This window comes from Emticicia aquatica (genome assembly GCF_923079645.1).
GTDB classification, from domain to species: domain Bacteria; phylum Bacteroidota; class Bacteroidia; order Cytophagales; family Spirosomataceae; genus Emticicia; species Emticicia aquatica.
Genome location: NZ_CAKLPY010000001.1, coordinates 763,232 through 788,213 on the forward strand (window position 1 = coordinate 763,232; position 24,982 = coordinate 788,213).

The 24,982-nt window shown below is 34.9% G+C and carries 21 protein-coding genes; 10 read left to right on the forward strand and 11 right to left on the reverse strand.

From position 1 onward, the window contains the following. Positions 1–24: 24 nt before the first annotated feature. The 3 genes from MJQ71_RS03305 to MJQ71_RS03315 all read right to left on the reverse strand — a co-directional run bounded on the left by MJQ71_RS03305 (position 25) and on the right by MJQ71_RS03315 (position 1,862). A complete protein-coding gene (locus MJQ71_RS03305; protein ID WP_238804417.1) occupies positions 25–684 on the reverse strand; it encodes an NAD-dependent epimerase/dehydratase family protein in 660 nt (219 codons plus the stop codon). Continuing rightward, positions 681–1,244 carry a TetR/AcrR family transcriptional regulator gene (locus MJQ71_RS03310; RefSeq protein ID WP_238804418.1) on the reverse strand — a complete coding sequence of 188 codons (564 nt, stop codon included), beginning with the start codon at positions 1,242–1,244 and terminating at the stop codon, positions 681–683. The genes MJQ71_RS03305 and MJQ71_RS03310 overlap by 4 nt, the downstream gene beginning before the upstream one ends. 75 nt (positions 1,245–1,319) lie before the next feature. Then, positions 1,320–1,862: a pyridoxamine 5'-phosphate oxidase family protein gene (locus tag MJQ71_RS03315; protein WP_238804419.1), complete on the reverse strand. Its 543-nt coding sequence runs from the start codon at positions 1,860–1,862 to the stop codon at positions 1,320–1,322. A 114-nt stretch (positions 1,863–1,976) separates the two neighbouring features. Here MJQ71_RS03315 and MJQ71_RS03320 point away from each other — a divergent pair, with 114 nt between their 5' ends. Next, positions 1,977–3,050: a GNAT family N-acetyltransferase gene (locus MJQ71_RS03320; RefSeq protein ID WP_238804420.1), complete on the forward strand. Its 1,074-nt coding sequence runs from the start codon at positions 1,977–1,979 to the stop codon at positions 3,048–3,050. Positions 3,051–3,147: 97 nt separating this feature from the next. After that, positions 3,148–4,788 (forward strand): ABC-F family ATP-binding cassette domain-containing protein, encoded by a 1,641-nt coding sequence (locus MJQ71_RS03325; protein ID WP_238804421.1) that lies wholly within the window; start codon positions 3,148–3,150, stop codon positions 4,786–4,788. Positions 4,789–4,897: 109 nt separating this feature from the next. Here MJQ71_RS03325 and MJQ71_RS03330 read toward each other — a convergent pair whose 3' ends face one another. From MJQ71_RS03330 to MJQ71_RS03340, 3 genes are all read right to left on the reverse strand, one after another. Continuing rightward, complete coding sequence (locus MJQ71_RS03330; RefSeq protein ID WP_238804422.1) at positions 4,898–5,275, reverse strand: hypothetical protein; 378 nt, start codon at positions 5,273–5,275, stop codon at positions 4,898–4,900. Positions 5,276–5,508: 233 nt separating this feature from the next. Beyond that, complete coding sequence (locus tag MJQ71_RS03335; protein WP_238804423.1) at positions 5,509–7,686, reverse strand: xanthine dehydrogenase family protein molybdopterin-binding subunit; 2,178 nt, start codon at positions 7,684–7,686, stop codon at positions 5,509–5,511. A 21-nt stretch (positions 7,687–7,707) separates the two neighbouring features. Further along, positions 7,708–8,196, reverse strand: a complete 489-nt coding sequence (locus MJQ71_RS03340) for a (2Fe-2S)-binding protein (RefSeq protein ID WP_238804425.1) — start codon at positions 8,194–8,196, stop codon at positions 7,708–7,710. A gap of 96 nt (positions 8,197–8,292) precedes the next feature. Between MJQ71_RS03340 and MJQ71_RS03345 the strand changes: the two genes are divergently transcribed. Both MJQ71_RS03345 and MJQ71_RS03350 read left to right on the forward strand, forming a co-directional pair. Next, positions 8,293–9,315: a threonine aldolase family protein gene (locus MJQ71_RS03345; protein ID WP_238804427.1), complete on the forward strand. Its 1,023-nt coding sequence runs from the start codon at positions 8,293–8,295 to the stop codon at positions 9,313–9,315. Between the two features lie 95 nt (positions 9,316–9,410). Beyond that, the gene (locus MJQ71_RS03350; protein WP_290370154.1) at positions 9,411–10,190 is read left to right on the forward strand and encodes a DUF3575 domain-containing protein; all 780 of its coding nucleotides are present in this window, start codon (positions 9,411–9,413) and stop codon (positions 10,188–10,190) included. A gap of 62 nt (positions 10,191–10,252) precedes the next feature. On the opposite strand, the gene MJQ71_RS03355 is transcribed toward MJQ71_RS03350, so the two are convergent. The 3 genes from MJQ71_RS03355 to MJQ71_RS03365 form a co-directional block, all read right to left on the reverse strand. Continuing rightward, positions 10,253–12,241 carry a hypothetical protein gene (locus tag MJQ71_RS03355; RefSeq protein WP_238804431.1) on the reverse strand — a complete coding sequence of 663 codons (1,989 nt, stop codon included), beginning with the start codon at positions 12,239–12,241 and terminating at the stop codon, positions 10,253–10,255. 70 nt (positions 12,242–12,311) lie between these two features. Next, positions 12,312–13,313, reverse strand: coding sequence for a FecR family protein (locus MJQ71_RS03360; RefSeq protein WP_238804433.1), 1,002 nt, complete (start codon positions 13,311–13,313; stop codon positions 12,312–12,314). A gap of 4 nt (positions 13,314–13,317) precedes the next feature. Beyond that, positions 13,318–13,902: an RNA polymerase sigma-70 factor gene (locus MJQ71_RS03365; protein WP_238804434.1), complete on the reverse strand. Its 585-nt coding sequence runs from the start codon at positions 13,900–13,902 to the stop codon at positions 13,318–13,320. A 222-nt stretch (positions 13,903–14,124) separates the two neighbouring features. Here MJQ71_RS03365 and MJQ71_RS03370 point away from each other — a divergent pair, with 222 nt between their 5' ends. Continuing rightward, positions 14,125–14,844 carry a head GIN domain-containing protein gene (locus tag MJQ71_RS03370; protein ID WP_238804435.1) on the forward strand — a complete coding sequence of 240 codons (720 nt, stop codon included), beginning with the start codon at positions 14,125–14,127 and terminating at the stop codon, positions 14,842–14,844. A gap of 39 nt (positions 14,845–14,883) precedes the next feature. Here MJQ71_RS03370 and MJQ71_RS03375 read toward each other — a convergent pair whose 3' ends face one another. Next, positions 14,884–15,534 (reverse strand): hypothetical protein, encoded by a 651-nt coding sequence (locus MJQ71_RS03375; RefSeq protein WP_238804436.1) that lies wholly within the window; start codon positions 15,532–15,534, stop codon positions 14,884–14,886. A gap of 74 nt (positions 15,535–15,608) precedes the next feature. Between MJQ71_RS03375 and MJQ71_RS03380 the strand changes: the two genes are divergently transcribed. From MJQ71_RS03380 to MJQ71_RS03390, 3 genes are all read left to right on the forward strand, one after another. Then, a complete protein-coding gene (locus MJQ71_RS03380; RefSeq protein WP_238804437.1) occupies positions 15,609–17,954 on the forward strand; it encodes a TonB-dependent receptor in 2,346 nt (781 codons plus the stop codon). Between the two features lie 35 nt (positions 17,955–17,989). Then, positions 17,990–19,948 (forward strand): M1 family aminopeptidase, encoded by a 1,959-nt coding sequence (locus MJQ71_RS03385; RefSeq protein ID WP_238804438.1) that lies wholly within the window; start codon positions 17,990–17,992, stop codon positions 19,946–19,948. Between the two features lie 66 nt (positions 19,949–20,014). Beyond that, on the forward strand, positions 20,015–20,860 hold the full coding sequence (locus tag MJQ71_RS03390) for a sugar phosphate nucleotidyltransferase (RefSeq protein ID WP_238804443.1): 846 nt from the start codon (positions 20,015–20,017) through the stop codon (positions 20,858–20,860). A 47-nt stretch (positions 20,861–20,907) separates the two neighbouring features. Here the strand turns inward: MJQ71_RS03390 and MJQ71_RS03395 are convergent, their stop codons facing one another. Further along, the gene (locus MJQ71_RS03395) at positions 20,908–22,146 is read right to left on the reverse strand and encodes an MFS transporter (RefSeq protein ID WP_238804445.1); all 1,239 of its coding nucleotides are present in this window, start codon (positions 22,144–22,146) and stop codon (positions 20,908–20,910) included. A 199-nt stretch (positions 22,147–22,345) separates the two neighbouring features. Here MJQ71_RS03395 and MJQ71_RS03400 point away from each other — a divergent pair, with 199 nt between their 5' ends. Together MJQ71_RS03400 and MJQ71_RS03405 are read left to right on the forward strand one after the other, a co-directional pair. Next, complete coding sequence (locus MJQ71_RS03400) at positions 22,346–23,452, forward strand: plastocyanin/azurin family copper-binding protein (RefSeq protein WP_238804449.1); 1,107 nt, start codon at positions 22,346–22,348, stop codon at positions 23,450–23,452. Beyond that, complete coding sequence (locus MJQ71_RS03405; RefSeq protein ID WP_238804451.1) at positions 23,449–24,975, forward strand: DUF7133 domain-containing protein; 1,527 nt, start codon at positions 23,449–23,451, stop codon at positions 24,973–24,975. Before MJQ71_RS03400 ends, MJQ71_RS03405 begins: the two co-directional genes overlap by 4 nt. Positions 24,976–24,982 lie beyond the last annotated feature (7 nt).

The window sequence follows — 24,982 nt, forward strand, 5'->3', positions numbered from 1 at the left end:
GAATTAATTATGAAGTTAGTTTGCCTATTTACTCATCACCAAGATGTCTTTTACTTCAAGAATTGATTTTGAATAACCTTTGATTGAGGTGTTAATCATGGCTAAACCTAACTCTCTTAAAGTACTGAAATAATTAGGGAAAATACGATGCCCAAGTGGGTACATCCAAGAAATATATTTGTAGTAAACGAGTGTATTTTTAAGACCTTTTGTGGGTAACATAAATGCTGGACGGAAATTAAAAACGGCCTTGAACGGTAATTTTATCAAATCGTTTTCGGTTTTTCCTTTCACTCTTGCCCACATAGTTTTTCCTTTTTCGGTACTGTCGGTTGACGAGCCAGAAATATAACAAAATATCATTTCAGGATTAACACTACTCAATTTTTCTGCAAAATTGAGCGTAAGCGTATGTGTCAATTTAAAATATTCGGCTTCTTTCATTCCAACTGACGAAACACCCAAACAAAAATAACAAGCATTATATCCCGAAATTTGACCGAGAATTGGTGAAATGTCGTAGAAATCAGCATGAATAATTTCTGTTAATTTTGGATGACTTACCCCGCAAGGTTTTCTACCAATAACCAAAACCGATTCTACTTCCGAATGGCTGAGTGCTTCGTGTAAAACACCTTCTCCAACCATGCCTGTTGCACCTGTAATAATTGCTTTTATTTTCATTTTTTTAATGCGATTAAATCCCAAATCATTTCAAAGCCTTGTTCTATAATTTCGTGTTGTTGTGTAGGTGGTTGGGTTAAAATGTATTGATAAATACCTGTAATTTGACTATTGACCAACGTGAAAATAAAATCGGTTGGCATTAATTTAATTGCTCCTTTGGCTTTTCCAAGCTCAATAAATTCTGTGTGCATTTTGGTTTGTTCAAGCGAAACATCCGAAGGAATCTGAGCCAAGTGAGGCGAAAATTGTACTTGCTGAATGTAATGAAACTTGTCTTTATTAGCCAATGCCCAAAGTATTGTGTTGGAATAAAGCTTTTTTGCAGCAATTTTTATCTCATCATTCACATCAAGTTTAGCCATTAAAAGTTGATTCAATTCATTTTTTATGCTCACATAAAGTTCCTTTATTAAAGTTTCTTTGGTGGCAAAATAATGGAAAAGTGTTCCATTGGCCACACCTGCTTCTTTCGCAATTTTGCTGGTTGGTGTTCCATGAAACCCAAATTCAACAAAAAGCTTGAGGGCAGTTTCGAGTATTTTTTGCTCTTTATTCATTGTAGATTGACTAATCACTCTACAAATTTAGAAAAATATAAACTCTAACCAAAATATTTTGTATTTTGTTAAAACTTATTCAAAAAGTCCAGTAGGATGACCGTCAAAACTAACCGTATTTTTCTTTTGCCAATAATCATTGATACCAGCTTCACCTTGCTTTTCGGCCCAATTTTTCAGCTCATCTCTTTCATGGCGATAATCCATAAAAGGTACGGCCATTCCGCAAGAAGTTTGTACAATTTCAACATCAACATCGAAGATTTGCCTTGCTCCAACCATATCAGGAAAAATACTGATATATTGATTCCATTCAGCATTGCGAGGATGATAGGTTTTTGCTTTACCGTAGAGTCTCAAAATGAGAGGTTTACCTTCAAAAGCACAAAACATAATGGTTATTCGGTTATTTTCCAGTAAATGAGTGGCAGTTTCATTACCGCTACCCGTTACATTCAGCCACATTACCCGATTTGGATTAATAATTCGGAAGGAATCCATGCCTTTTGGTGAAACGTTTACATTGCCCGAACTCATGGCAGTTGCTACAAAAAAGATTTTTTGTTTTTCAATAAAATCCTTTATTTCTGGCTGAATATGCTCAACTTTTTTACCCATATTATTTTGTGTTTATGTGATAAAAAAAGTTTTTTTCGAGTAAAAAAGTTCACCATTTGTTTTTAGTACTTCTTTTCCCCAATTTGCCAATGTTTTCACCATTGTCCAATACGAATGTTTGTAGAATTACATTACCCAGAGTCATTAACTGCACAAGAACTTGATATTTGCCTTGCCAATGGATGGTTTAGAATGGGGCAATCAATTTTTACAACTAATTTTCTCAGATTTCAAGATATAATTTATAGTTCAATTTGGCTGAGAATTGGCTTATTAAACCTTCAAGAAAGTAATTTTCAAAAAAAAATAAGCAAGCAAAATGCCAAATTCAAGGTAATTATTCAACCTGCAAAACCAAGTGTTGAGCATGAAATGTTGTTTAGCAAATACCGAGAAAAAATGACTTTTGAGCCTGCACCAACAGTTTATAATTTGCTTTATGGACAAAAAGAAGAACGAGCTTCACTACAACTTTTCAATACTTTTGAAATAAATATTTACGACCAAAATAGACTAATAGCAGTTGGTTTTTTTGATTTAGGAAAAGATAGTGCGGCTGGAATTTCTTGTTTTTACGACCCCGAATACAAAAAATATAGCTTAGGAAAATATTTGATGTATTTAAAAATGGATTTCTGCAAAAAAAGTGGCTGTAAGTTTTTTTATCCAGGTTATTTTGCTCCAGGATATCGCTTATTTGATTATAAATTAGATTTAGCAAAACCAACACTTGAATACCTCGATTTGGTTACTGACGAATGGCGTCCGTTTGAAGAATATGACTCAACCAAAGCTCCATTTGATGTGATGTGCTTGAAATTGAGAGAATTAGCCAAAAGTTTAGATAAAAGAAATGTCAAAAATCAATTCAAATACTACGATTTTTTTGATGCAGACATGATAAGTAACCTCAATGGTTTAGGCCTTTTTGATTTTCCTGCCTGTATTTTTTGTTTTGAATTCAAAGAATCGGAAACGCTCATTCCAATGGTGGTTTTTGATGTTCGTGACAATCAATTTCATTTGATAGTTTGTTCTAAAGTGTACAAATCTATTTTTGAAGAAAGTCCAGTTGAGCATTATAATACTTATTTGTTGCAATTAACCCGATACTTATACACGGGCGAATCGGTTGATGAAATGACAGATGTGATTGAAATGTATGGGCGTGAATTAATGAACATTTAATGAGTAATGAACGCTATTCCTTATTAATTAATCGTATAATTCTTGAAAATCATCTGAATCATGTCATATCTTTGCACCTCAATTTTTAAAAAAGAGCATGATTTCAGTCGATAATGTAGCAGTAGAGTTCAATGGTGGAACGCTGTTTAGTGATATTACTTTCAATATCAACGAAAAAGATAAAATAGCCTTGATGGGCAAAAACGGAGCAGGAAAATCTACTTTGCTTAAAATTATTGCTGGAGCAGACAAACCCACTCGTGGAAAAATTTCTGCCCCAAACGATGCCGTAATTGCTTATCTGCCTCAGCATTTACTTACGCAAGACGATAGCACGGTTTTTGAAGAAGCATCGAAAGCTTTTTCGGTGGTTTTGGATATGAAAAAAGAGATGGATGAACTTAATCACCAACTCGAAACTCGAACTGACTACGAATCGGATGCATACATGAATATCATTGAAAGAGTTTCCGAATTGAGCGAAAAATATTATTCGGTTGAAGAAGTAAATTATGATGCTGAAGTAGAAAAAACGCTTTTAGGAATGGGTTTTACGAGAGCTGATTTTACTCGTTCGACTAGCGAATTTAGTGGAGGTTGGCGAATGCGAATCGAATTGTGTAAAATTTTGCTTCAGAATCCAGATTTGATTCTGCTCGATGAACCAACCAACCACTTAGATATTGAGTCGATTCAGTGGTTGGAAGACTTTTTGATGAATAATGCAAAAGCTGTTATCGTGATTTCACATGATAGGGCTTTCGTTGATACAATTACGAATCGAACCATCGAACTAACAATGGGACGAATTTATGACTACAAAGTAAATTATACGCAATACCAACAACTCAGAAAAGAACGACAAGAGCAGCAGCAAAAACAATACAATGACCAACAAAAAATGATTGCCGACACGCAAGAATTTATTGACCGTTTTAAAGGAACTTACTCAAAAACTTTGCAGGTGCAATCAAGGGTAAAAATGTTGGAGAAATTGGATATAGTTGAAGTTGATGAAGTAGATTCTTCTGCATTAAGTTTGAAATTTCCACCTGCTCCACGTTCGGGAAATTATCCAGTAATTATTGAAAATGTTAGTAAAAGCTACGGAGACCATTTGATTTTTAAGGATGTTTCGATAACAATTGAGCGTGGGCAAAAAGTAGCTTTCGTTGGTCGAAATGGAGAAGGAAAATCGACTTTAGTTAAGGCAATTATGTCGGAAATTGAGTTTGAAGGAGATTTGAAATTGGGACATAATTCGATGATTGGCTATTTTGCCCAAAATCAAGCCTCGTTATTAGATGAAGATTTGACTGTTTTTCAAACCATTGACAATATTGCGGTTGGAGATGTACGTACCAAAATTAAAGATATTTTGGGGGCATTTATGTTTAGAGGCGAGCAAATCAATAAAAAAGTGAAGGTTTTATCAGGCGGAGAAAAAACTCGTTTAGCTATGGTGAAATTGTTACTTGAGCCAGTAAATTTATTGATTCTCGATGAGCCAACTAACCATTTGGATTTAAAAACGAAAGATATTTTGAAAGATGCACTGCGTGCGTTTGAAGGAACAATTATTCTGATTTCTCACGACCGTGATTTCTTGGAAGGATTAGCAACGAAAGTTTTTGAGTTTGGTAATAAACGTGTAAAAGAACACTTTGAGGATATTACTGGATTCTTGCGTAATAAAAAGATGGAAAATCTTCGAGAAATTGAGCGAAAAGGGAAGTGATTTTCTAACAAAAAAAGACTCGTTTGGAATAATTCTATTGAATCACCAAACGAGTTTTAACAATATACCTTCAGGATTACTAAAATTCTTTAACTATGGATTATTGGGATTAGCACGTAAAAGTGCGAAATTTATGTTCAGCCAAATTGAGACGTTCTGAATCGAATCTAAATCTACGACGTACTCTTATTTTGCGTTTGATGAAAGCTCCTTTTTTAAGATTTAAAGAAACTTCATACGATTTTTTAAATTGAAAATAATATAGCTCATGGCTTAATTTGAATTCAGGTAAAATATCTGAATTAAGCTCTGAAACACTTTCTTTTTGAGTCGAATCAATGGCCGAGATGTTTTTCAAAGGTTTTTCGATACCATTGTTCGATTGAACAGATACGATTGAATTATCTAAAGACTGAATGCTATTTTGAGAATAAATAGTGCTTATTTGTGAAAAAACAAATAAAAAGGTCAATAGTGAATTTTTCATTTTTTTTGTGTTTTACTTTTTTTATTCAAAGTAGCAGAAAAAACACTATTCAGATTTTGAATTCTCGACAAACGGTAGCATTTCAGAACTTTTCTGTCGAAAATGACATTTTTTGGTTTTAACAAAATGAACCGTTTGATAATAAAATAGCGAGTACTTAAAATAAAAGCGTCTAAAAATAAGGTTAAGCTTATCTTTAGACGCTTTTAAAATAATTGGCGTTTATCTAATTTTTATGCTAAATTAGTAATATCAAAAGGTAATTTTCGCAAACGTTTACCAGTTGCTGCAAAAATAGCATTTCCAAGAGCAGGTGCAACTGGGGGTAAACCTGGCTCACCAACACCTCCAGGGTTTTCACCGCTATCAATGATATGAATTTCCATTTTTGGAGCTTCATTTAATCGCATAACATTGTATTGATGAAAATTCGATTGGTCGCAAACACCATTCGTAAATGTAATTCCTCCTTTTATTGCTGCTGTAATTCCCATCACGATATTTCCTTCGGTTTGAGCTTTTACGTGGTCAGGATTTACATAATAACCGCAGTCAAGTACCGAAACAACCTTGTCGATTTTAATGCCATCACCGTTTTTAGAAACTGTAATACAACATGCAGAAATACTCCCAAATGATGCAAAAACTGCTAAACCTTTGCCTTGCCCAGCACTAAGTTTCTCTTTCCAATTGGCTTTTTCAGCGATTGTTTCCAATACTTTTCGGTAACGAGCATCTGTGATTAAATCTAATCGAGCTTCCAAAGGGTCTTTTCCAGCTAATTGAGCCAATTCGTCGATAAAACACTCTTGTCCCCAACCCATATTTGACGCATAAACCGAACGCCACCAAACAATTGGAATATCAGTTTTTACATTTGTCCAACTTATTTTAGATACAGGAAATTCATATTTACTATTTTCTGTACTGATTTCTCCTGACAACCACGGGTCAGATTCATCAGGAGCTAAACCATTAAATACTTGACCAACAATTGATTCACCAATAGCGTGATGATGATAGCCTGTAATTTTGCCACCATCAACAAAACCTTGCATGTGGCTCAACATTCCAGGTCTGTAAGGCCCTTGCGTGATATCATCTTCACGAGTCCAAATCATTTTTACTGGTTTTTTTAGTGCTTTTGCCAAGAAACATGTTTCATTTAGATAATCGTGGTAGGCTTTTCTGCCGAACGAGCCACCCAAAAGCGGAACATTGAATTTAATTTTATCTTTACTGATTCCTAAAGCTGCCGAAACATCGCCCAAACCACCATCTGGACCTTGTACGTGGGCCCAAACCTCAGCCGTTCCGTCGTCTTTTACATGAACAACTGCACATTCTGGTTCAATTGGAGCATGAGCCAAAAATGGAGTTTCGTAATTTGCTTCTAATTTTTGCTTGGCGTTAGCAAATTTTGCGTTAAAATCGCCTTTTTCTTCGTATCTGATACCTTCTTTTTTTGCTGCTTCATAGGTTGCGGCAAAATAGTTATCGGTTGACATCGTTTTGGCCAAATCGCCATTGTCCCAAGTTACTTTTAAGGCTTTTCTTCCTTTCAATGCTGCCCACCAATTTGTGGCAATAATCGCAACTGCATCAGATTTGCGATGAGGCATTTGTCTTTCGCATTTCATTACTTGTAAAACGCCTTTAACTTTGAGTGTTTCGCTATCATCAATCGAAACTATTTTTCCGTGAATGGCTGGCGAATGTTGAATACACGCATAAACCATATTTGGAATATCGATGTCAATGCCATAAACGGCTTTTCCAGTTACTCGTTCAGGAACATCGAGGCGTTTATTATATTTTCCAAGAATTTTGAAATCTTTCGGGTCTTTGAGTTTAGGGTTTTTCGGAACAACTAATTTTGAAGCTTCATCAACCAATTCACCATAAGTGAATGATTTATCCGAGTTTTTTAAATAAATTTTTCCATCATTAGCATAACAATCAGCTATTGAAGCATTCCAACGTTTAGCAGCTGTTTCGATGAGCATTTCTTTGGCTGCTGCACCAGCTTTGCGGAGAGAAGTCCACAAACCTCTTACGGTACTACTGCCACCCGATTGTTGGCTACCGTATTTTGATTGTCCGTCCGACTGAATTAATCTTACCTTATCCAAACTTACCTCTAATTCTTCGGCAATTAGTGAAGGAGCTGCTTGCGTTGAACCTTGACCCATGTCAGGGCGAGGGTTTATTAGGGCAATACTTCCGTCAGTACTTATGATAATGAAAGGATTGATTTCAAGGTCTAAAACCGTCGCTTTGTTTGGATTGGTATGCGAAATGTTTTTAGGATGTTTTTCTCTTGCAAAAGAGCTTACGCCAATTATTAAACCAACGCCTGTTAGGGAAGTAGTTTTGATAAATGAACGGCGAGATGTATTGATGTTTTCCATAGTTTCGAGTTGAAATTTTGATTATTTACCGCTTCCAGTATTGGTATTTTGTAAACTATCGGCTGCACGATGAATGCCCTTGCGAATACGGTCGTAAGTACCACAACGACAAAGATTACCGCTCATTGCTGCGTCAATATCAGCGTCATTGGGTTTTGGATTAGTTTTTAGCAATGCCGCCGCAGACATAATTTGCCCCGATTGACAATAACCACATTGAGGAACTTGTTCTTCAATCCAAGCTTGTTGAACTGCGTGTAATTGTGTTTCTCCAATACCTTCAATAGTTGTTATTTTTGCATTTTTAGCAAGCGATGATACTGGAATTTGACAAGAGCGAGAGGCTTCACCGTTCACATGAACCGTGCAAGCTCCACACATGGCCATTCCACAGCCAAATTTTGTGCCTTTTAAACCCACAAAGTCACGTACAACCCAAAGGAGGGGCATATCGGGCTCAACATCGACTTTTGTTTTCTTTCCGTTTACAGTAAGGTTGAATATTGCCATTGTTTTTTAATATTTAATATAAAGTTTCTGTTCTTTTTAACGTAAAATTTCGTAAAAAGTTAGACTTTTGCAAAGAAAAATCCATTTATTCAAGATATGTTTATTGATTTAAGAAGCGACACAGTTACGAAGCCTTCAATGGCAATGAAAGAAGCCATGTTTTTGGCAGAAGTTGGTGATGATGTTTTTGGTGATGACCCAACAGTACTTGCCCTCGAAGAGAAGGCCGCCAATTTGTTTGGAAAGGAAGCTGCCTTGTTTTGTCCATCTGGCACGATGACAAATCAATTGGCAATTAGAGTGCATACTTGGCCTGGAAGCGAGGTTATTTGCGATAAATATTCACATATATATTTGTACGAAGGGGGAGGCGTGGCTTTAAATTCTTTTTCTTCATTAAAACTTTTGGATGGAGATAGAGGCCGTTTGAATGCACAGCAAGTGCGTGATGCAATCAATAATCCCGAAGATATTCACCAACCAACTACGAGTTTGATTTCGCTCGAAAATACCATGAATAAAGGAGGCGGTTGTTTTTATCAATTGTCTGATATTCAAGAGATTAGAAGTGTTTGCGATGAAAAAAAACTCCCGCTACATCTCGATGGGGCAAGACTGTTTAATGCCTTGGTCGAAACGAATGATTCGCCTTTGGTGCATGGACAATTATTTGATTCTATTTCGATTTGCTTATCGAAAGGTTTGGGTTGCCCTGTTGGTTCATTGCTTTTGGGCAAAAAAGATTTTATCAAAAAAGCTCGACGTTTCAGAAAAGTAATGGGTGGAGGTTGGCGTCAAGCGGGATTTTTGGCAGCAGCAGGAATTTACGCTTTGGATAATAATATTGAACGATTAAAAGAAGACCACGCACGAGCCAAACAAATAGGGAAAATATTAGAAGGCTTACCTTTTGTTGAAAATATCTATCCGATTGATACAAATATTGCTATTTTTCAATTACCAGAAACCATTCTTGCAAGTGATTTTGTGGCAAAAATGAAAGAACAAAATATTGGTTGCGTGGTTTTTGGCAAACATTTAGTTCGATTTGTTACACACTTAGATTTCACGGATATACATTTAGAAGAATTTGAAAAAAATATCAGAAAAACAGTTTGAGTTCGTTATATCCTTACGAAAGTAAAAATCATACACTTTAGGCATAATTTTTTTATAAAATTATTTTAACTGCCTTTTACCAAATCTGAGTTATTGTGAAAAAAAAATTGAAGCTTCTTTTCTTTGTCGTTATTCCAATGCAAACTTTTGCACAAGAAGCAAAAACAGAATCCATAAAACTTAATTTATCTGCGGCGGCTTTAGGAGCTGCCACCATTCAATATGAAAAGGTTTTAGGTAACCATTTTTCGTTGGCAATTGGAGCTGGGTATCGACTTAAGAAATTAATTCCTTACGCCCAAAAATTAGAAAAATATGTTGATTTTGCTGATAATAGAATAGATTATATAAGTTTTGATAACGTAAAAAAGACAGAATCTAAAATTGGGTTGTTTCATGTTACACCTGAACTACGTTTTTATTTCGGAAAAAAAGGAGCTCCCATTGGCACATATTTGTCAATTTTTGGTAAGTATAATAGTTTTCATGGCGATGTGCCCGTTTTTATTGATATTGATTATAAAGGTCTTCCTGTGAGGCTTGAATTGCCAGTTAATACAAAATTACAATCGTATTCTGGAGGTTTAATGCTTGGACGACAATTTAGATTGGGTAATCGTTTTACTTTAGATTGGTACATTATTGGTGGTCATTTTGGCACTGCCAAAGTTCATGGGGAATCAAATCAAAATCTTGAAGGTTTTGATGATGATTTTCGTACCAGATTGAGAAATAAAATTATTGAGACATTCAAAATTAATGAAAATTATTTGGGATTAGTGGTTGATAATCAAGGTGTTAGAATTGATAATGTACGACAGTTAAATTATTATAACCTTCGTGGGTTAGGTTTTAATTTAGGTTATCGGTTCTGAGTAATTGTAAACAAAACCCGTAGTTTTAATATTTATTTATTACGGGTTTTGTTGTTTTATCATTAATAAATTCTAATCCCACCTTGTAATCCAATCCAAGAAGTTAGTGTGGCTCTTTCACCGAAATAATAGCCCTGTTTTTCTGAAATCTTCCAATTATTTAGTTTACCCAAATCTAAATCAGTTTCGTTGCTAGCCAAAAAATTAAGGGTTGGTCCCACAAAAAAAGCAAAATGTGGTGTAGCATGAATTTCTAAATTAAAATTGGCTTTTGTATGCTGATTGAGATGCCAAAAAGTAGAATTTTGCTGAATATGCGACGAAACGGCGTCTAAATTTAACCAAAATGTACGATTTAGCTGCCATGCAGTGCCAATTCCATAACCAAGAGAAAAATTTGGTTTATCTGAAAAACCAAAATTATAGCCTGCTGTTAAGATATTATAGAAGCGTTTTACACCAGTTTTGAATGTCAAATTAAACCAATTCACTTCATCAGAACTTAATTCTAACCTTTTATAACCACCTTTTCCGACGAAACTTAATAAACCAATCGGAATACTATTGACATTTTCCATAGCAAAATTTAGTACACCAATTTGATAACCACTTTTTGCTTTTTGAGCGTAATTGAATGTCGCAATTTGTAATCCACTAAAAGTTCCGCCTACAAAATTGACTGTTCCCGACGCTTGAATTCCTTTGAAATCTTTTCTTACAAAATTTCCAAACCCTGCTGCTTGGATTCCGCTTCCGTTACCGATTACAGCATTGGCGAATCCTGCAGCTTGAATGCTGGCTCGTGTATTTTGGAAAACTAAGTTCCCGAATCCAGCCGCTTGAACACCGCTAAAACTTTTAAAAGTGGTATTTCCAAACCCTGCTGCCTGAACTCCTTCAGTGTTTCCAATGTTAAGATTTCCGAAACCTGAGGCTTGCACACCATAAAAGTTACGTCCAACCAAGCTCGCAAAACCTGCCATTTGGATGCCTTTTACATCTTGGCCAACCAAATTTGCAAAACCAGAGGCCTGAATGCCATAAACTTTTCCACGAACAACATTTAGAAACCCTCCAATTTCTAAGCTACGAATGCCCAAAGAGTAGCCGCCTAAAATATTGAATGAAAGCGTATTGATAACATTGCCACTGAGGTAATGATTTGTACCGACAAAAGGAATAAATGAAATCTGTACAGGTCGATAAATAGTGTCTCTCACATTGTCTAAATGTATAATTTGTTTGGTGGTAATAAACCAATCCGTGAGGCGTCTTTGCGTAATGAGTATTTTTTCTTTTGTAGTTGCCCAATAATCTAAATAATCAAATTTTTGAGGCTCAAAAATGACTGAATCTTTGGGTTCAATTATCTCTATTTTTGCAGTTGAAGGTTGAAAAATTGGTAAGCTATCTAATTTTTTATTGGGAAGAGAGTCTATTTTGAATGAAATTAATCGAGCAATTGTATCAATTTGTAATATTGGTTTGATAGCTAATAGCTTGATATTGAGATTTTTATCTTGCTTGCTTCTAATTAATATTTTCTCATCTTGATAATTTTGTTTTCTGACAAGTAAATTGATATTATTGAGTTCACGAGGAATTTTTAGACGATAATAACCATATTGATTGGAGACGGCAGAAGCAAGCGTAATTGGTTCGTAGATACTTGCTTTTTCAATTTTTAAGCCCGTTTCCCCGTCTGAAACGTAGCCCATCACGAAAAAATCTTTTTGCGGTTCTTCGCTGATTTTCTTCAAAATTACATAGTTTCCTCGGTGCTTAAATTGAGTTGTATTTCCGAAAATATCAGACAAAATTTCTCTTACAGATTGATTTTGAGCGTTAATCGAAACTTTTTTTTCGATAGCAATCTCGTCAGGATTGTACGAAAAACTAAAACTTGCGGCATTTGCAATGTTTTTTAAAGCATTATCTAAGCGTTCGTTTGAAATTTTGATAGAAATAATCCGTTCGAGCGGCGGTCTATTTTGGGCAAAAATCAGATTTGCCCAGCAAAATAAAAAGATGAATGTTAATAGCTTTTTCATATTGAATAATTAAATATTTTTGAAGCTATGACATTTCATTTTTGTTTTTCCCCTACGTTTTAAAACTTATTTATTCTTCGCAACCTGCACCGTCAATAATATATTTTCCTGCAGTTTCACTAACTTTTAAATTAAGGGTTTCGGCAATAATATTGAGAGCATTTGGAAGCGTTTCATTATTGAATGTTGTAGTCAAACGACAACTTTTGATGTGGTTATTTTTCAATATAATCTTAGTATGATAGCTTTCTTCTAAGATATTGATAACGTGTTCAAGACTTGAATTCTCAAACGTAAAAATTTTGGTTTTGTAGGAAAATACATTTTTATCAACCATTGTTATTTTTCGAATGGTATCCATTTTGGCTTCAAACTGAGCTTCCTCGCCTTTGATTAATAGGGTTTGTTGTGTCTTGTTTTTAAATTGTACTTTTCCTGTTTCTACACTTACTTTTACATTTTTATCATAAGCACGTACATTAAATGAAGTGCCTAGAACTTTAATATCAGAACCATTTGCTTGAATAATAAAAGGTTTTTTGTCGTTATGTTGAACTTTGAAAAATGCTTCACCAATGAGGTTTACATTTCTTGTATCTTGTTGAAAATCAGTTGAATAATTCAATGAAGTATTGGCATTTAAGAATACAACGGAGCCATCGGGAAGTGTTTTTTCTAAGGTATTATTTTGGGTTTTTAAGGAAATAGTTTCTACATTTTTTTGATTGAGCAAAATAGCCAATATGCCCATTCCAATCAACAACGTGATGCCAGCAGCAATACTTGTTGGGGTGAAAAACTTAGATTTTTTCGGAATAAAAGTTGCCGTTTTGGCCTCTTTTGATGAATTTATTTTTGGTTTTATTTTATTCCAGGCAGCATCAACATTTACCGTTTTTTCTTCTTTTAGTGAAGAAACTTGTTGCCAAATAAATCGGTAATCGTCGAGTTCCTTTTGGTTTGCTTCGTTTTGTTTCAACCAATTTTCAACCAAAGCAGATTCGTGAGCATCAGTTTCTTGAGCTAAAAATTTGCCTAAAAGGTCATCGTTTATTGGTTGATTTCTGTTCATTCTTTTACTGCACAACATGAAATGTCGTGCCACAAATAATAATCAAAGGTAAATATTCAGCTAATTCAACTCGCAATAATTTTAGAGCTTTTCCAATTTGATTTTCTACAGTTTTAGGTGAAAGCCCTAATTGTTCGGCAATTTCATGGTACTTTAATTCATCAAATCGACTCATTCGGAAAATCAAGCGACATTGCTCTGGTAATTTTCTAATTGCCTCTTCAATTTTTATTTCTAATTCATTTTTTATTACCGTCTGACTCACAGATTCATACGAACTATCATAAAAATTAGTTGCGTATTGTTGGTAATCTTCTCTGATTTTTAGGTGCTTAATTCGGTTCAAACAATGGTTATGAACAGCTCGATAAAGATAAGATTTCAAAGAAATACTTATTTCTAAATCGCTACGTTTTTCCCAAATACTCAGAAAAAGATGCTGTACAATTTCTTCTGATTCATCCATTTCTTTCAAAATCGAATTGGCATAGTTGCACAGACTTTGGTAATATTTTCGAAAAATAGATTCAAAAATACGCTCATCGCCTTGCTTTATTGCACTAACTATATCTTGTTCAGATAATTGCACCGATTGAAAAATGAATGTTATAGTGCAAACTTAATATTTTAAGTTCAATTTTTTATGAGTCAAAATGACAAAAGGTTTATTAGAAATTTGAAGTTCTCAATTTCTTTTATTGAAGACAGTTCTCAACAAAAATTCCCCTACATGCAACAAAAAAAAAACTTTAAAAATAATAGGGGAAACATTTTCTGGTTTGTCATTAGGCAAACACAAACATTTAATATTATGAAAAAACTAAATTTATTGGCCACTTTATTGATTACAATGATGGCTTTAGCAACCATTTCTTGTGGAATTTTGCAACAAACAATTGAGCCTCAAAATGAAGAAGTAAAAACCTTTGAGGTAAAGGATTTTGATCGCCTTAATATGGGAAATGCTTTTCATGTTAGGGTGCTAAAAGGAAGTACTTTTAAGGTAAGTGCGGCGGGAGATAACCGAGATATTGACGACTTATTGGTTGAAGAGCGTAATGGAACTTTGGAGATTTCTTTCCGAAATAATTGGCGAATTCGTCGCTATCGTATGAATGTTGATATCGAAATGCCAAATTTAAAAGAAGTTGATTTTTCGGGGGCAGCAACTGCAAATATTAAAGGTTTTGATGACCTTTCTGCCTTAAAAATCAAATTGTCGGGTGCTTCCAAAGGAACTATTTACACGAATGCAACAAATTATGACATTGACCTTTCGGGAGCATCAACACTCGAATTAGAAGGAAAATCTCAAAAAATTTATGCTGAACTTTCTGGTGCTTCTACTTTGAATGCTTTTAGTTCAGAAACCGACGAAGCATCGTTAAATCTTTCGGGTGCGAGCAATAGCCGCGTAAATGTGAGCAAACAACTAAAGGTAAGAGCAAGTGGAGCGAGCAAAGTGCGTTTTCGAGGCAATGCAAAAGTTGATTCAAGTCTTTCGGGAAGTAGTAAAGTTGAGAAAGAATAACTTAGATAAAGTCATTGAACCTTAGATGATTGACGAAGTTTAATTGGCATTGTAATGGTGCAAAAAAGTGATGAGTCGCTCATAATTGATTAATTCTTCGTCAGTCCCATTTTTGAGCAAGAATTGACGATAAATGTTAGCTATTGTCGTAAAGTTCTGATTATCAGTTAATTTTGCGGCAATAGCTCCTTTAAAACATCGATGAACTTGATTATAAAGATAACGACAAGGCATTGTTGGCGAATCATTCAAAATTTCTTCAATAAATAGTATTGTTTCTGCTTTTTGAAGAAAATCAAAACCTCTTTTTGTGAAAAATAAAATTATTTCTTCTACTATCCTGCCAAAATCAAGCTCGTCAGTAACTTTAAAACGGAAATATTTTAACTCTTGAAATTTTCCAATACTAATTACTAAAGTATTAGCTGATGGACGATAGCCACGAGCATTATTAAGAAATTGCTGAGCTATTTGTTCGACGAATTCATACCTAACGCCAAAGTTTACTTCAATCCAAAAAACCTTTTCTGTCTCCGTTACCGAAAATATTATATTCTGAAAACCATTTTGCGTAGATTTGCGGAATTGTTTTTGGTCCATTAGCAAACTGAAGCCGTTCGATTGGAAAAAGCTTTCTAATCGTTGATAAAATTTCACTTCAAATTTACTAAGTATCATATTATGCTTCATTTATATGTAAACTTTTGTTGTATATAAATGTTTAAATATATTGATAATTGTATTATTTCTTAACATTTAAGCACATGTTTAAAAGTTTATTCAGGATTATTTTTTTTATTTCAATTTATTGTGGAGGGTTTGCTCAATCGACAAAAAATGAAATAACTCCTGCCGTTCAGACGATTCGAGGGAAAGTAATTGACAATATTAACGAAAAACCTTTAGCAGGGGTTTCATTAGTTATTTTAAGTACTCAGAAAGGAGTGCAAACTGATGCAGAAGGCAATTTTTTATTCGGACAAGTGGCTATTGGTCGCTACCAAATACAAGTAAGTTCGGTTGGTTATGAAACACAGAAGGTTTCAGAAATTTTACTCGAATCGGGTAAAGAAATGATTTTAGAAATAAGATTAAAACCAACTATCAACCAGTTGGCAGAGGCAGTTGTGAAGGCTCAATCGTCTAATCTTTCGGGGGCAGTTACAAGTATTCAAAGCATTACAACCGAACAGATTTTTCGTTTTCCTGGCACATATCTTGACCCAGCTCGTTTGGCTACGGCTTATGCGGGAGTAGCAAATTCAAATGACCAAGCCAACGGAATGGTGGTTCGAGGAAACTCGCCTAATGGTATTCAATGGCGTTTGGAAGGTGTTGAAATTGTGAATCCAAACCATTTAAGTAATGCAGGAACTTTCAGTGATAGAATTACGCAAAATTCGGGTGGAGTAAATATTCTTTCTGCTCAATTATTAGGCAATATGAGCTTTTTGACTGGGGCGTTTCCATCGGAATATGGTAATGCCCTTGCAGGTGTAATGGATATGAGGCTACGAAATGGGAATAATAAAAAGCATGAATTTACTGCTCAAGTTGGGCTGATTGGTATTGATGTAGCCGCTGAAGGCCCACTTTCTAAAAATAGTAATGCGAGCTATTTGGTCAATTATCGTTATTCATTCACAGGGCTTCTTGGTTTGATGGGCGTGACTTTTGGTGGAGAAAGTATTACTTTTCAAGACCTTTCTTTCAATTTTAATTTTCCGACCAAAAAAGTAGGAAATTTTACGTTTTTTGGCATGGGAGGTTTAAGTAGTAATACATTTGCTGGTTTGCGTGACACAACTCAATGGGTGGTGCAAAAAGATGGATTTGACATAAATTATAAAAATAAAATGGGAGCAATTGGCCTAACTCATCGCATGAATTTAGGTGCAAAATTGCTTTGGAAAACTGTTGTTGCAGCATCTGGACTGAAAAATGAGAGAGAAGCTTTTATTTTGAGTAAGACTAATTTTCAGAGATATTTATCTCAAGCGGATTCGTCTTTGAAAAATAAGATTTCATTTTCAACCAATTTGAATTATAAAATCAATACTCAAAATAGCTTGAAAATTGGCGTGCTTGTAACCCATCAATACGATGAGTTTTTGGCTTCATCAAGTGATTTGAAATCCGTTGGTCATGCACAAGGTTTGATTGTTCAACCTTATTTTAACTGGCAGTTTTCACCGATTCCAAAATTGACAACTAACGTTGGTTTACATTACTTAAATTATACCTTTAATAAAACAAAATCTTTTGAACCAAGACTTTCGTTGAACTATCAACTTACTAAAAATCAGTCGATTAGTTTTGCTTATGGTTTACACAGTCAAATACAACCGCCACAACTTTATTTCGCTCAAGATAATATTAATAGCAATTTTTTGAGAAATGCTTTGCTTGATTTTACGAAATCACATCATTATGTTTTGAGCCATCAATTTGCATTGAAACGAGGCTCTTATTTCAAAACAGAATTGTATTATCAAAAGATATTTAATGTGCCTGTGATACTTTTTAATCCAACTTTTTCGGCATTGAATTTAGTTGAGGATTTCACAAATGAACCATTGCAAAATCTTGGAAAAGGAGATAATTATGGCATTGAATTTACGTATCAGCAGTTTCTAACGAAAGGTTTCTATACGCTAGCCAATGCTACTTTGTACAATGCTACTTATACTGGGTTGGATGGAATCAAGCGAAATAGTAGATACAATGGCAAATATATTTTTAATTTAACAATCGGAAAAGAATGGGAGCGAAGCAAAAACCGAACTTTGGGAACTAGCCTCAGATTGGTTTGGCTTGGCGGTTATTACGAACGAGCAATCAATGAAGAAGCTTCGATTGCAAACAAGCGTTTGATTTACAAAAGTGCAGATGCTTACACAGTAAAACAACCCGATTATTTCAGACCAGATTTTCGTATATATTTAAAGAAATCGAAAGACAAATATTCAAGAACACTCGCATTGGATATTCAAAATATTGCGAGTTACCAAAATGTTTCGTACAGTTATTATGATATTTTGCAAGGAAAAGTTATCAGGCAATATCAGCTTGGTTTGATTCCAATTTTGAGTTATCGTTGGGAATTTTGAAAGCTGTAAAATCAAGGATTTTCTATCATTCAACCATGAAAAAACTAATTAATTTACTTATTACCGTTTTACTTTCTTTGAGTGCTTTTGCTCAAGAAGATGGTTCGGATGTTTGTTCGGATGCCAAAATAAAAAATCTAAGCCGTTTTAAGAATGCCCGAATTGCTTATGCAGGAGATGAAAAAATAGATGTAACTTATTATAAATTAAATCTCAACATTTCCTATTCACAGCAATATATCAAAGGAGAAGCAACGATAACTTTTAAAACCAAATCAAATATTTCGACCTGTTTTTTGGACTTGAAAAGTCTATTACGCGTTGATTCGGTTAAATTAGGGAGTAAGAAAATTTCATTTATTCAGGAAGCAAATAAAGTAAATTTAACGCTTGATAAACAATATATCCAAGGACAGGCAATTGGAGTGGTAGTTTATTACCAAGGTCGCCCGAATAATTCTGCATTTGGCAGTTTTGCGTTTAGTACGCACGGTAGTAATGGACAACCTGTGGTTTGGAGTTTGAGCGAACCTTATGGAGCTCCTGATTGGTTTCCCTGCAAAGATACACCTTCAGATAAGGCTGATTCATCGGATGTTTGGATAACGATGCCTAAAGAATTTGTGTCAGTTTCTAACGGAATTTTGACCAAAATACTTGAAAATAATGATAATACTCGTACATATCAATGGAAAAACCGTTATCCAATTGCCCAGTATTTAATTTCTATTGCGTGTTCAAATTATGTTGAATACAAAAATTATTTCAAATATTCTCCTACCGATTCAATGATGGTGACGCATTATATTTATCCAGAATCATTTACTGCATCGGTAAAAAATCAACTCGACCAAACACCATTCATGCTCAAATTATTTTCTGAAAAATTTGGTTTATACCCATTCATCAAAGAAAAATATGGCCATGCACAATGTGGATTTAGCGGAGGAATGGAACACCAAACTTGTAGTTCGATGGGTAGTTTTGGTGTAAGTTTGATTGCCCACGAATTAACGCATCAATGGTTTGGAGATAAAGTTACTTGTAAAAACTGGGAAAATATTTGGCTTAACGAAGGTTTTGCCACCTACGGTGATGTGATGTACTCGGAGGCAATAGGCGGAAAAACAGCTTATGATACCAAAATAATTGCCAACGCAATAAAAGCAAAGCAAGCCATTGGAAGTATTTATGTGCAGAATATTAATAGTGAAGATGAGATTTTCAACAGCAATCGTTCTTATGCAAAAGGTGCTTTGGTTCTGCACATGTTACGTGGAATAGTTGGTGATGAAAAGTTCTTTAAAATTCTTCAAAATTATTTAGTTTCAAATGTTGCCTTTGATGCGGCTGTGACTGAAGATTTTCAAAAAATTGCTGAAGAAACGACTGGTTTAAAGTTGGACTATTTTTTCAAGCAATGGATTTATGGTGAAAACTACCCTAAATATTCTTATAGTTGGACGGTTTCAGAAGCAACATCTAGTATAAATTTGAATGTAACTCAAGCCCAAAATACGACTCCAGCCTATTTTTCAATGCCTGTTGAATTTAAAATTGTTATGAAGGATGGTTCTAGTTCAATAGCGACGGTGTTCATCGACAAAGCATCGCAGGTGATTCAGCTTATTAAACCAAAGGGAGACGTTTCTCAAGTAATTTTCGACCCAGAAAATAAAATTTTGAAAGATGTTACTGAGCTAAAAAATACTCTTACAGCAAATGAACCAGCCAACGCTCTAGTTGAGTGGACAATTTCGCCAAATCCAGCAGAGAATCAGGTAATTATTGATTTTTCTTTGAAAAAATCGGCAGTTATTCAAGTAGCTATTTTCGATAAATTGGGAAAAAAAATGAAAGAATTAACGGCTGAAAATCTTACTAACGGAAGTTATTCTAAACTTATTTCTTTGAATGACTTATCAAGTGGCATTTTTTTGGTGCGTTTAGGAATTGATGAAAAATCATTTGGGAAAATGCTTGTTGTAAAATAGGTTTTTTCATCTTCCAAAACCTTAAATATTGAACTAACAATACGATTGTTTATTAAAAATTAGCATATGAAATTATTGATTTTAGCAGGTGGGATGTCATCCCGAATGAAGAAAAATATTGAAGGCAATACCAATCTTGACCCAAAACTTATAGAACAAGCCAATACATTACCAAAATCAATGATTGGATTAGGTAAAGATGGTCGCCCTTTTTTGGATTATGTGTTGTTTAATGCAGCCCAAGCGGGTGTAAAAGAAGTGATTTTGTTACTGAATCCAAAAGATACAGTTTCTCAACCATATTATGAAAAACTGATGCAGGTGGAGAAAAATTGGGGTCTAAAAATAAATTTTGCACGCCAATTAATTCCTGAAGGACGAGAAAAACCGCTCGGAACAACTGACGCAATTGAGCAAGCATTGGCACAATTTCCTGCATGGAAAACTAGTCGATTTATTACTTGTAACGGAGATAATTTATACCCAATTGAAGCATTTAGGTTACTTTTGGATGAAAAATATCCCAACGCAATGCTCGATTGGGATACCGATGGATATACGGTCGAAAGGGTAAGAAATTGTGCCATCGTCAAGAAAGATGAGGATGGATATTTGGTGGATTTGATTGAAAAACCTAATGACGAAGAATGGGTAAAAATAGTAGAAACAATGCCTAGAATTGGTATAAGTTGGAATATTTTTGCCTTTACTGGTGCAGATGTTATGCCTTTTTTAGAAAAAACACCCTTACATCCAATCAGAAATGAGAAAGAAATTCCTGTAACGGTACGTCTTTTTGCAAGTGAAAAACCGAAAAGTATTTATGCCATTCAAATTTCAGATTTTATTCCAGATTTGAGTAGTAAGCAAGATATTGCCGATGTTATGCAAGCTCTGAACTATGAGATTTAAGTAAAACTCTACATTTGCAAGTGCTGAGTTTTACACAGAACTCAGCACTATGCACTAATTTCTTTTGTTGGGTCAATAAAAAACCAAAGGCTTGAAGCAACCAATAAACAACCTGCAATCAAGAAAAGTGGATAATTGAAGTTGCCCGTTTGTTGAACAATTGTACCAAATATAATAGTAATAAAAAATCCACCCATTTGTCCTGCAAAATTCATTGCTCCCGTAACTGTTCCCGAATTTTTTTTGCCAATATCCACGCAAACTGCAAAAGCAACTGGAAGCGTTAGGTCTTTTAATAACACACAAAGTGCTAATAAATAACCTGCCATTGTATTATCGGTTGTGAGTCCTGCACCTAAAAAGCAAATACTCGATGAACCCAGACCTGCCACACCAACGATGCGACGGCCAAGTTTTAAACCAAACTTTTTACTCAAAATATCACTCGCAAATCCACCAACAATACAGCCAATTGCTCCTAAAAAATAAGACAATGAAACAAAGTTTTTGGCTTGTTCTTCGCTCATGTGACGTCCCTCTTGAAAATAAGTTGATGACCAATTCGTGAAAAAATAAGACGCATAAAAAAATAAGTGACACATCAACATCAAAATCCAAATATTAGGATTTCTAACGATTGTTTTCCAGTCGATTTTGTGATTTGTATTTGTTTGTTTTCGGGCGGTTTCTATTTCAACAATTTCTTGTGGTGTAATACCTTCATGTTCCGAAGGAGTATCTCTAAACCAAAAGAACCAAGCAGCTGCCCAAATTGAACCGACAATTCCGAGAATAAAAAAAGCGTACCGCCACCCAACAGCATGAACCAAAGGAATAACTAAAAGCGGCGTTAATGCTCCGCCTATTCGCCCGGCAGCCCAAATAACAGATTGAGCTCGACCAACTTCTACTGCTGGAAACCAACGTGATATTACAATCGAAGCGTTTGGATATGCTCCTGCCTCACCAACACCAAACATAAACCGTACGATTAATAAATAGACAAACCCAAAAGCTGTACCTGTGAGTGCGGTAAAACCCGACCACCAAATTACCACACGAGTTAATACTTTACGTGGGCCAATTCGGTCACCTAAAATGCCAGTAGGTAACTCAAAAAGAGCATAAGCCAATGAAAAAGCACCTAAAATATAACCAAAAGATTGATTATCGAGTCCTAAATCTGCTTTGACATATTTACTAACCACATTCATACAAACACGGTCGAGAAAAGTAATAATCGAAAGTAGAAATAAGAAAAAAAGTACTTTGTGGCGAATTTTCATAAGGCTTTTTTTAGGTAAGAATAATGATTGGAAGGTAAAGGATTAATCGTTTTCAAATATATAAAAATTAGCATTAAAAATGGTAAACTACTGCAACGAAACAAAAAAATGAATTAACATGAAGGTTATTTGATTTATCATTCTTACTTTCATACTCAAATTTTTTCTTGAAAAAGTCTTATACCATCTATTCTAAAAAATGCTAAAGCATAAAATTATTTCTCGTTTTAAGTTATTTAGTGTAGCGTTTTTGTTTATTAGTCTTCAGGGTTATTCGCAAAAAGATACAACAATAACAATCAAAATACTGGGCGGTTTACAATATGATTTGCCTCGCTTTTCGGTTGAACCTTATACCCGTGTAACGATAATACTTGATAATCATGATGATATGGCTCATAATTTGGTTGTCACAAAACCCAATTCACGCCTTAAAGTGGTTGAAGAGGCGTTAAAATTGGGCGATAAAGGAGCAAAAATGGATTATGTGCCAAACTCTACTTTGATTATAGCCAATACAAAAATTCTTGACCCTGGTCGGATGGAATCAATTACTTTCTTGGCAGATAAAGAAGGGATATTCCCGTATGTGTGCACGTATCCTGGGCATGGATATGTAATGTTTGGGGCAATGTACGTAACAACAAAACCTTTACCGCCACTCGAAAAAGATACTAATGTTCCTGAAATGCAACGTCAAAAAAACGTAATGCCTGCCAACCATTCGGGAAATATGAGCCACACAATGTCAATGCCTTCACCACATCCTTTTGCTTTAGAATATCCTTTATTGTATCGAACATTTATGCCAGATTGTGGCCCTGCGGCAATAGTTGTGGCATTGAATGAAACGGAATCTTATTGTTTCGATGCAGGAAAATGTTATTTACGTTATGCTTGGTCAGGTGGTTTTGTTGATAATTCGGAGCAATGGAAAGGTAACGGTAGCAAATTATCAAAAGTTGTGGGCGATATTTACTGGAGAGATATAACGGGATTTCCTTTTAAAATAGGCAATACTGAAACAATTCCCCAAGTTGATTTTAAAGGGTATCGTTTGATTAATCGATTACCAACTTTCAAATATATGATTGATAAAGTTGAAGTGAGCGAAACAATCAAATTGTTGCCTAATGGAGCTGGATTAATCAGAAATTTTACTTTTAAAAATAATAACCAGCCATTATTTTTTCAAATACAAGCCAATGAAACGACTAAGTATCAAAGTTCAATTGGCAAATTTAATAATGGAATGCTCAAAATTCCTGCTAATGTTCAACACCTAAGCATCACGATGAAAAAATGAAATATTCAACCAAATACCCTTTATTAGAATCAATTTTTTATTTGAAATATTACTTTCTTTTTTTGCTTTTAAGTGCTTTTGTTTCTCAAAATTGTCAAGCACAAAATGTAGCTCCACGAGATTCAGCGGCTAATTATTATGACGTGCAAAATATTGATTTGCCTGATGGCTTAGTTGCTGAAACTGGAGCAATTGGTTTCATGCCTGACGGCCGTTTTGTTGCGTGTTTTCATCGTGGAGAAGTGATGATGTATAACCAAAAAACCAAGAAATGGAAGAAGTTTGCTGAAGGTTTACATGAACCTTTAGGGATGTTAATTGTCAATAACAATGAGATTTTGGTCATGCAACGCCCCGAACTTACTCGAATAAAAGACACTAATGGCGATGGTTTGGCTGATGAATATCAGACCGTAACGGATGATTTTGGCATGTCAGGAAATTACCATGAATTTGCATTTGGGCCAATTGCTGATAAAGAAGGAAATATGTTTATTGGACTAAATTTAGCCTCAAACGGAGCAGGAATTCGCAATGAGATTCGAGGAAAATACGATTCACTTTCTCGACCAGGAAGAATGTATTCTTGTGTTCCATACCGAGGATGGATAATGAAACTTACAAAAGATGGAAAACTGAAACCTTTTGCCGTTGGCTTTCGCTCTCCAAATGGACTTGGTTTTGATGCTCAAGGGCGTTTATTAGTGAGTGATAACCAAGGTGATTGGCTTGGTACGAGTAAATTGTATCATGTGGAAGAAGGTAAGTTTTATGGGCATCCCGCAGGGTTAATTTGGCAAGAAGGTTTTCCTAGAGTTGTCCCAATAAAATTGCCAGTTTCAAAATTAGATAGTATGCGAACAAAGGAATCTATTCAATTTCCTCATGGTTATTTTGCTAATTCGCCAACACAACCAATTTTGGATAATACTGGTGGTAAATTTGGCCCTTTTGCTGGACAAATGCTTATCGGAGACATGGACCATAAGTATGTGATTCGTTTACTTTTGGAAGAAGTAGGTGGTGATTTGCAAGGAGCTTGTATTCCATTAAACTTTGGGTCTAAGATGAGAATAGGTAACAACAGATTGGCTTTTGCACCCGATGGAAGTTTATGGGTTGGGCAAAATGATCATGGTTGGGTAGGAGCGAGAGGCATTCAACGCATTGCTTGGAATGGTAACACACATTTAGATATTATGTCGATGAATCTTACACCAAATGGTTTTGATTTGACATTTACTCTACCGCTTGACAAAAACATTGCTCAAGAACTAGCGAATTATAAATTTAGAAGGTTTTATTATGAGTACCATCAAGCTTATGGTTCTAAACAATTTGATGTGAAAGATATTGCCGTAAAGTCAGTGAAAATATCGGATGATGGCAAAAAAGTTTCCCTCGAATTAGCCGAAATGAAAGCTGGATATATTTATGAATTAAATGTAGGAGACCTCAAAACAGCCGATAATAAATACTTAATAAATAAGATTTTATGTTATACCTTAAATAAATTGAAATAAGATTGGT

Bases quoted from the DNA above. Each gene is read 5' to 3' on its own strand.
- MJQ71_RS03355 (WP_238804431.1), bottom strand. From the start codon at position 12,241: ATGAAAAAGCTATTAACATTCATCTTTTTATTTTGCTGGGCAAATCTG.
- MJQ71_RS03315 (WP_238804419.1), bottom strand. From the start codon at position 1,862: ATGGGTAAAAAAGTTGAGCATATTCAGCCAGAAATAAAGGATTTTATT.
- MJQ71_RS03330 (WP_238804422.1), bottom strand. From the start codon at position 5,275: ATGAAAAATTCACTATTGACCTTTTTATTTGTTTTTTCACAAATAAGC.
- MJQ71_RS03390 (WP_238804443.1), top strand. From the start codon at position 20,015: ATGAAATTATTGATTTTAGCAGGTGGGATGTCATCCCGAATGAAGAAA.
- MJQ71_RS03340 (WP_238804425.1), bottom strand. From the start codon at position 8,196: ATGGCAATATTCAACCTTACTGTAAACGGAAAGAAAACAAAAGTCGAT.
- MJQ71_RS03370 (WP_238804435.1), top strand. From the start codon at position 14,125: ATGAAAAAACTAAATTTATTGGCCACTTTATTGATTACAATGATGGCT.
- MJQ71_RS03345 (WP_238804427.1), top strand. From the start codon at position 8,293: ATGTTTATTGATTTAAGAAGCGACACAGTTACGAAGCCTTCAATGGCA.
- MJQ71_RS03325 (WP_238804421.1), top strand. From the start codon at position 3,148: ATGATTTCAGTCGATAATGTAGCAGTAGAGTTCAATGGTGGAACGCTG.
- MJQ71_RS03335 (WP_238804423.1), bottom strand. From the start codon at position 7,686: ATGGAAAACATCAATACATCTCGCCGTTCATTTATCAAAACTACTTCC.
- MJQ71_RS03320 (WP_238804420.1), top strand. From the start codon at position 1,977: ATGTTTGTAGAATTACATTACCCAGAGTCATTAACTGCACAAGAACTT.
- MJQ71_RS03400 (WP_238804449.1), top strand. From the start codon at position 22,346: ATGCTAAAGCATAAAATTATTTCTCGTTTTAAGTTATTTAGTGTAGCG.
- MJQ71_RS03385 (WP_238804438.1), top strand. From the start codon at position 17,990: ATGAAAAAACTAATTAATTTACTTATTACCGTTTTACTTTCTTTGAGT.
- MJQ71_RS03305 (WP_238804417.1), bottom strand. From the start codon at position 684: ATGAAAATAAAAGCAATTATTACAGGTGCAACAGGCATGGTTGGAGAA.
- MJQ71_RS03380 (WP_238804437.1), top strand. From the start codon at position 15,609: ATGTTTAAAAGTTTATTCAGGATTATTTTTTTTATTTCAATTTATTGT.
- MJQ71_RS03395 (WP_238804445.1), bottom strand. From the start codon at position 22,146: ATGAAAATTCGCCACAAAGTACTTTTTTTCTTATTTCTACTTTCGATT.
- MJQ71_RS03360 (WP_238804433.1), bottom strand. From the start codon at position 13,313: ATGAACAGAAATCAACCAATAAACGATGACCTTTTAGGCAAATTTTTA.
- MJQ71_RS03375 (WP_238804436.1), bottom strand. From the start codon at position 15,534: ATGAAGCATAATATGATACTTAGTAAATTTGAAGTGAAATTTTATCAA.
- MJQ71_RS03405 (WP_238804451.1), top strand. From the start codon at position 23,449: ATGAAATATTCAACCAAATACCCTTTATTAGAATCAATTTTTTATTTG.
- MJQ71_RS03310 (WP_238804418.1), bottom strand. From the start codon at position 1,244: ATGAATAAAGAGCAAAAAATACTCGAAACTGCCCTCAAGCTTTTTGTT.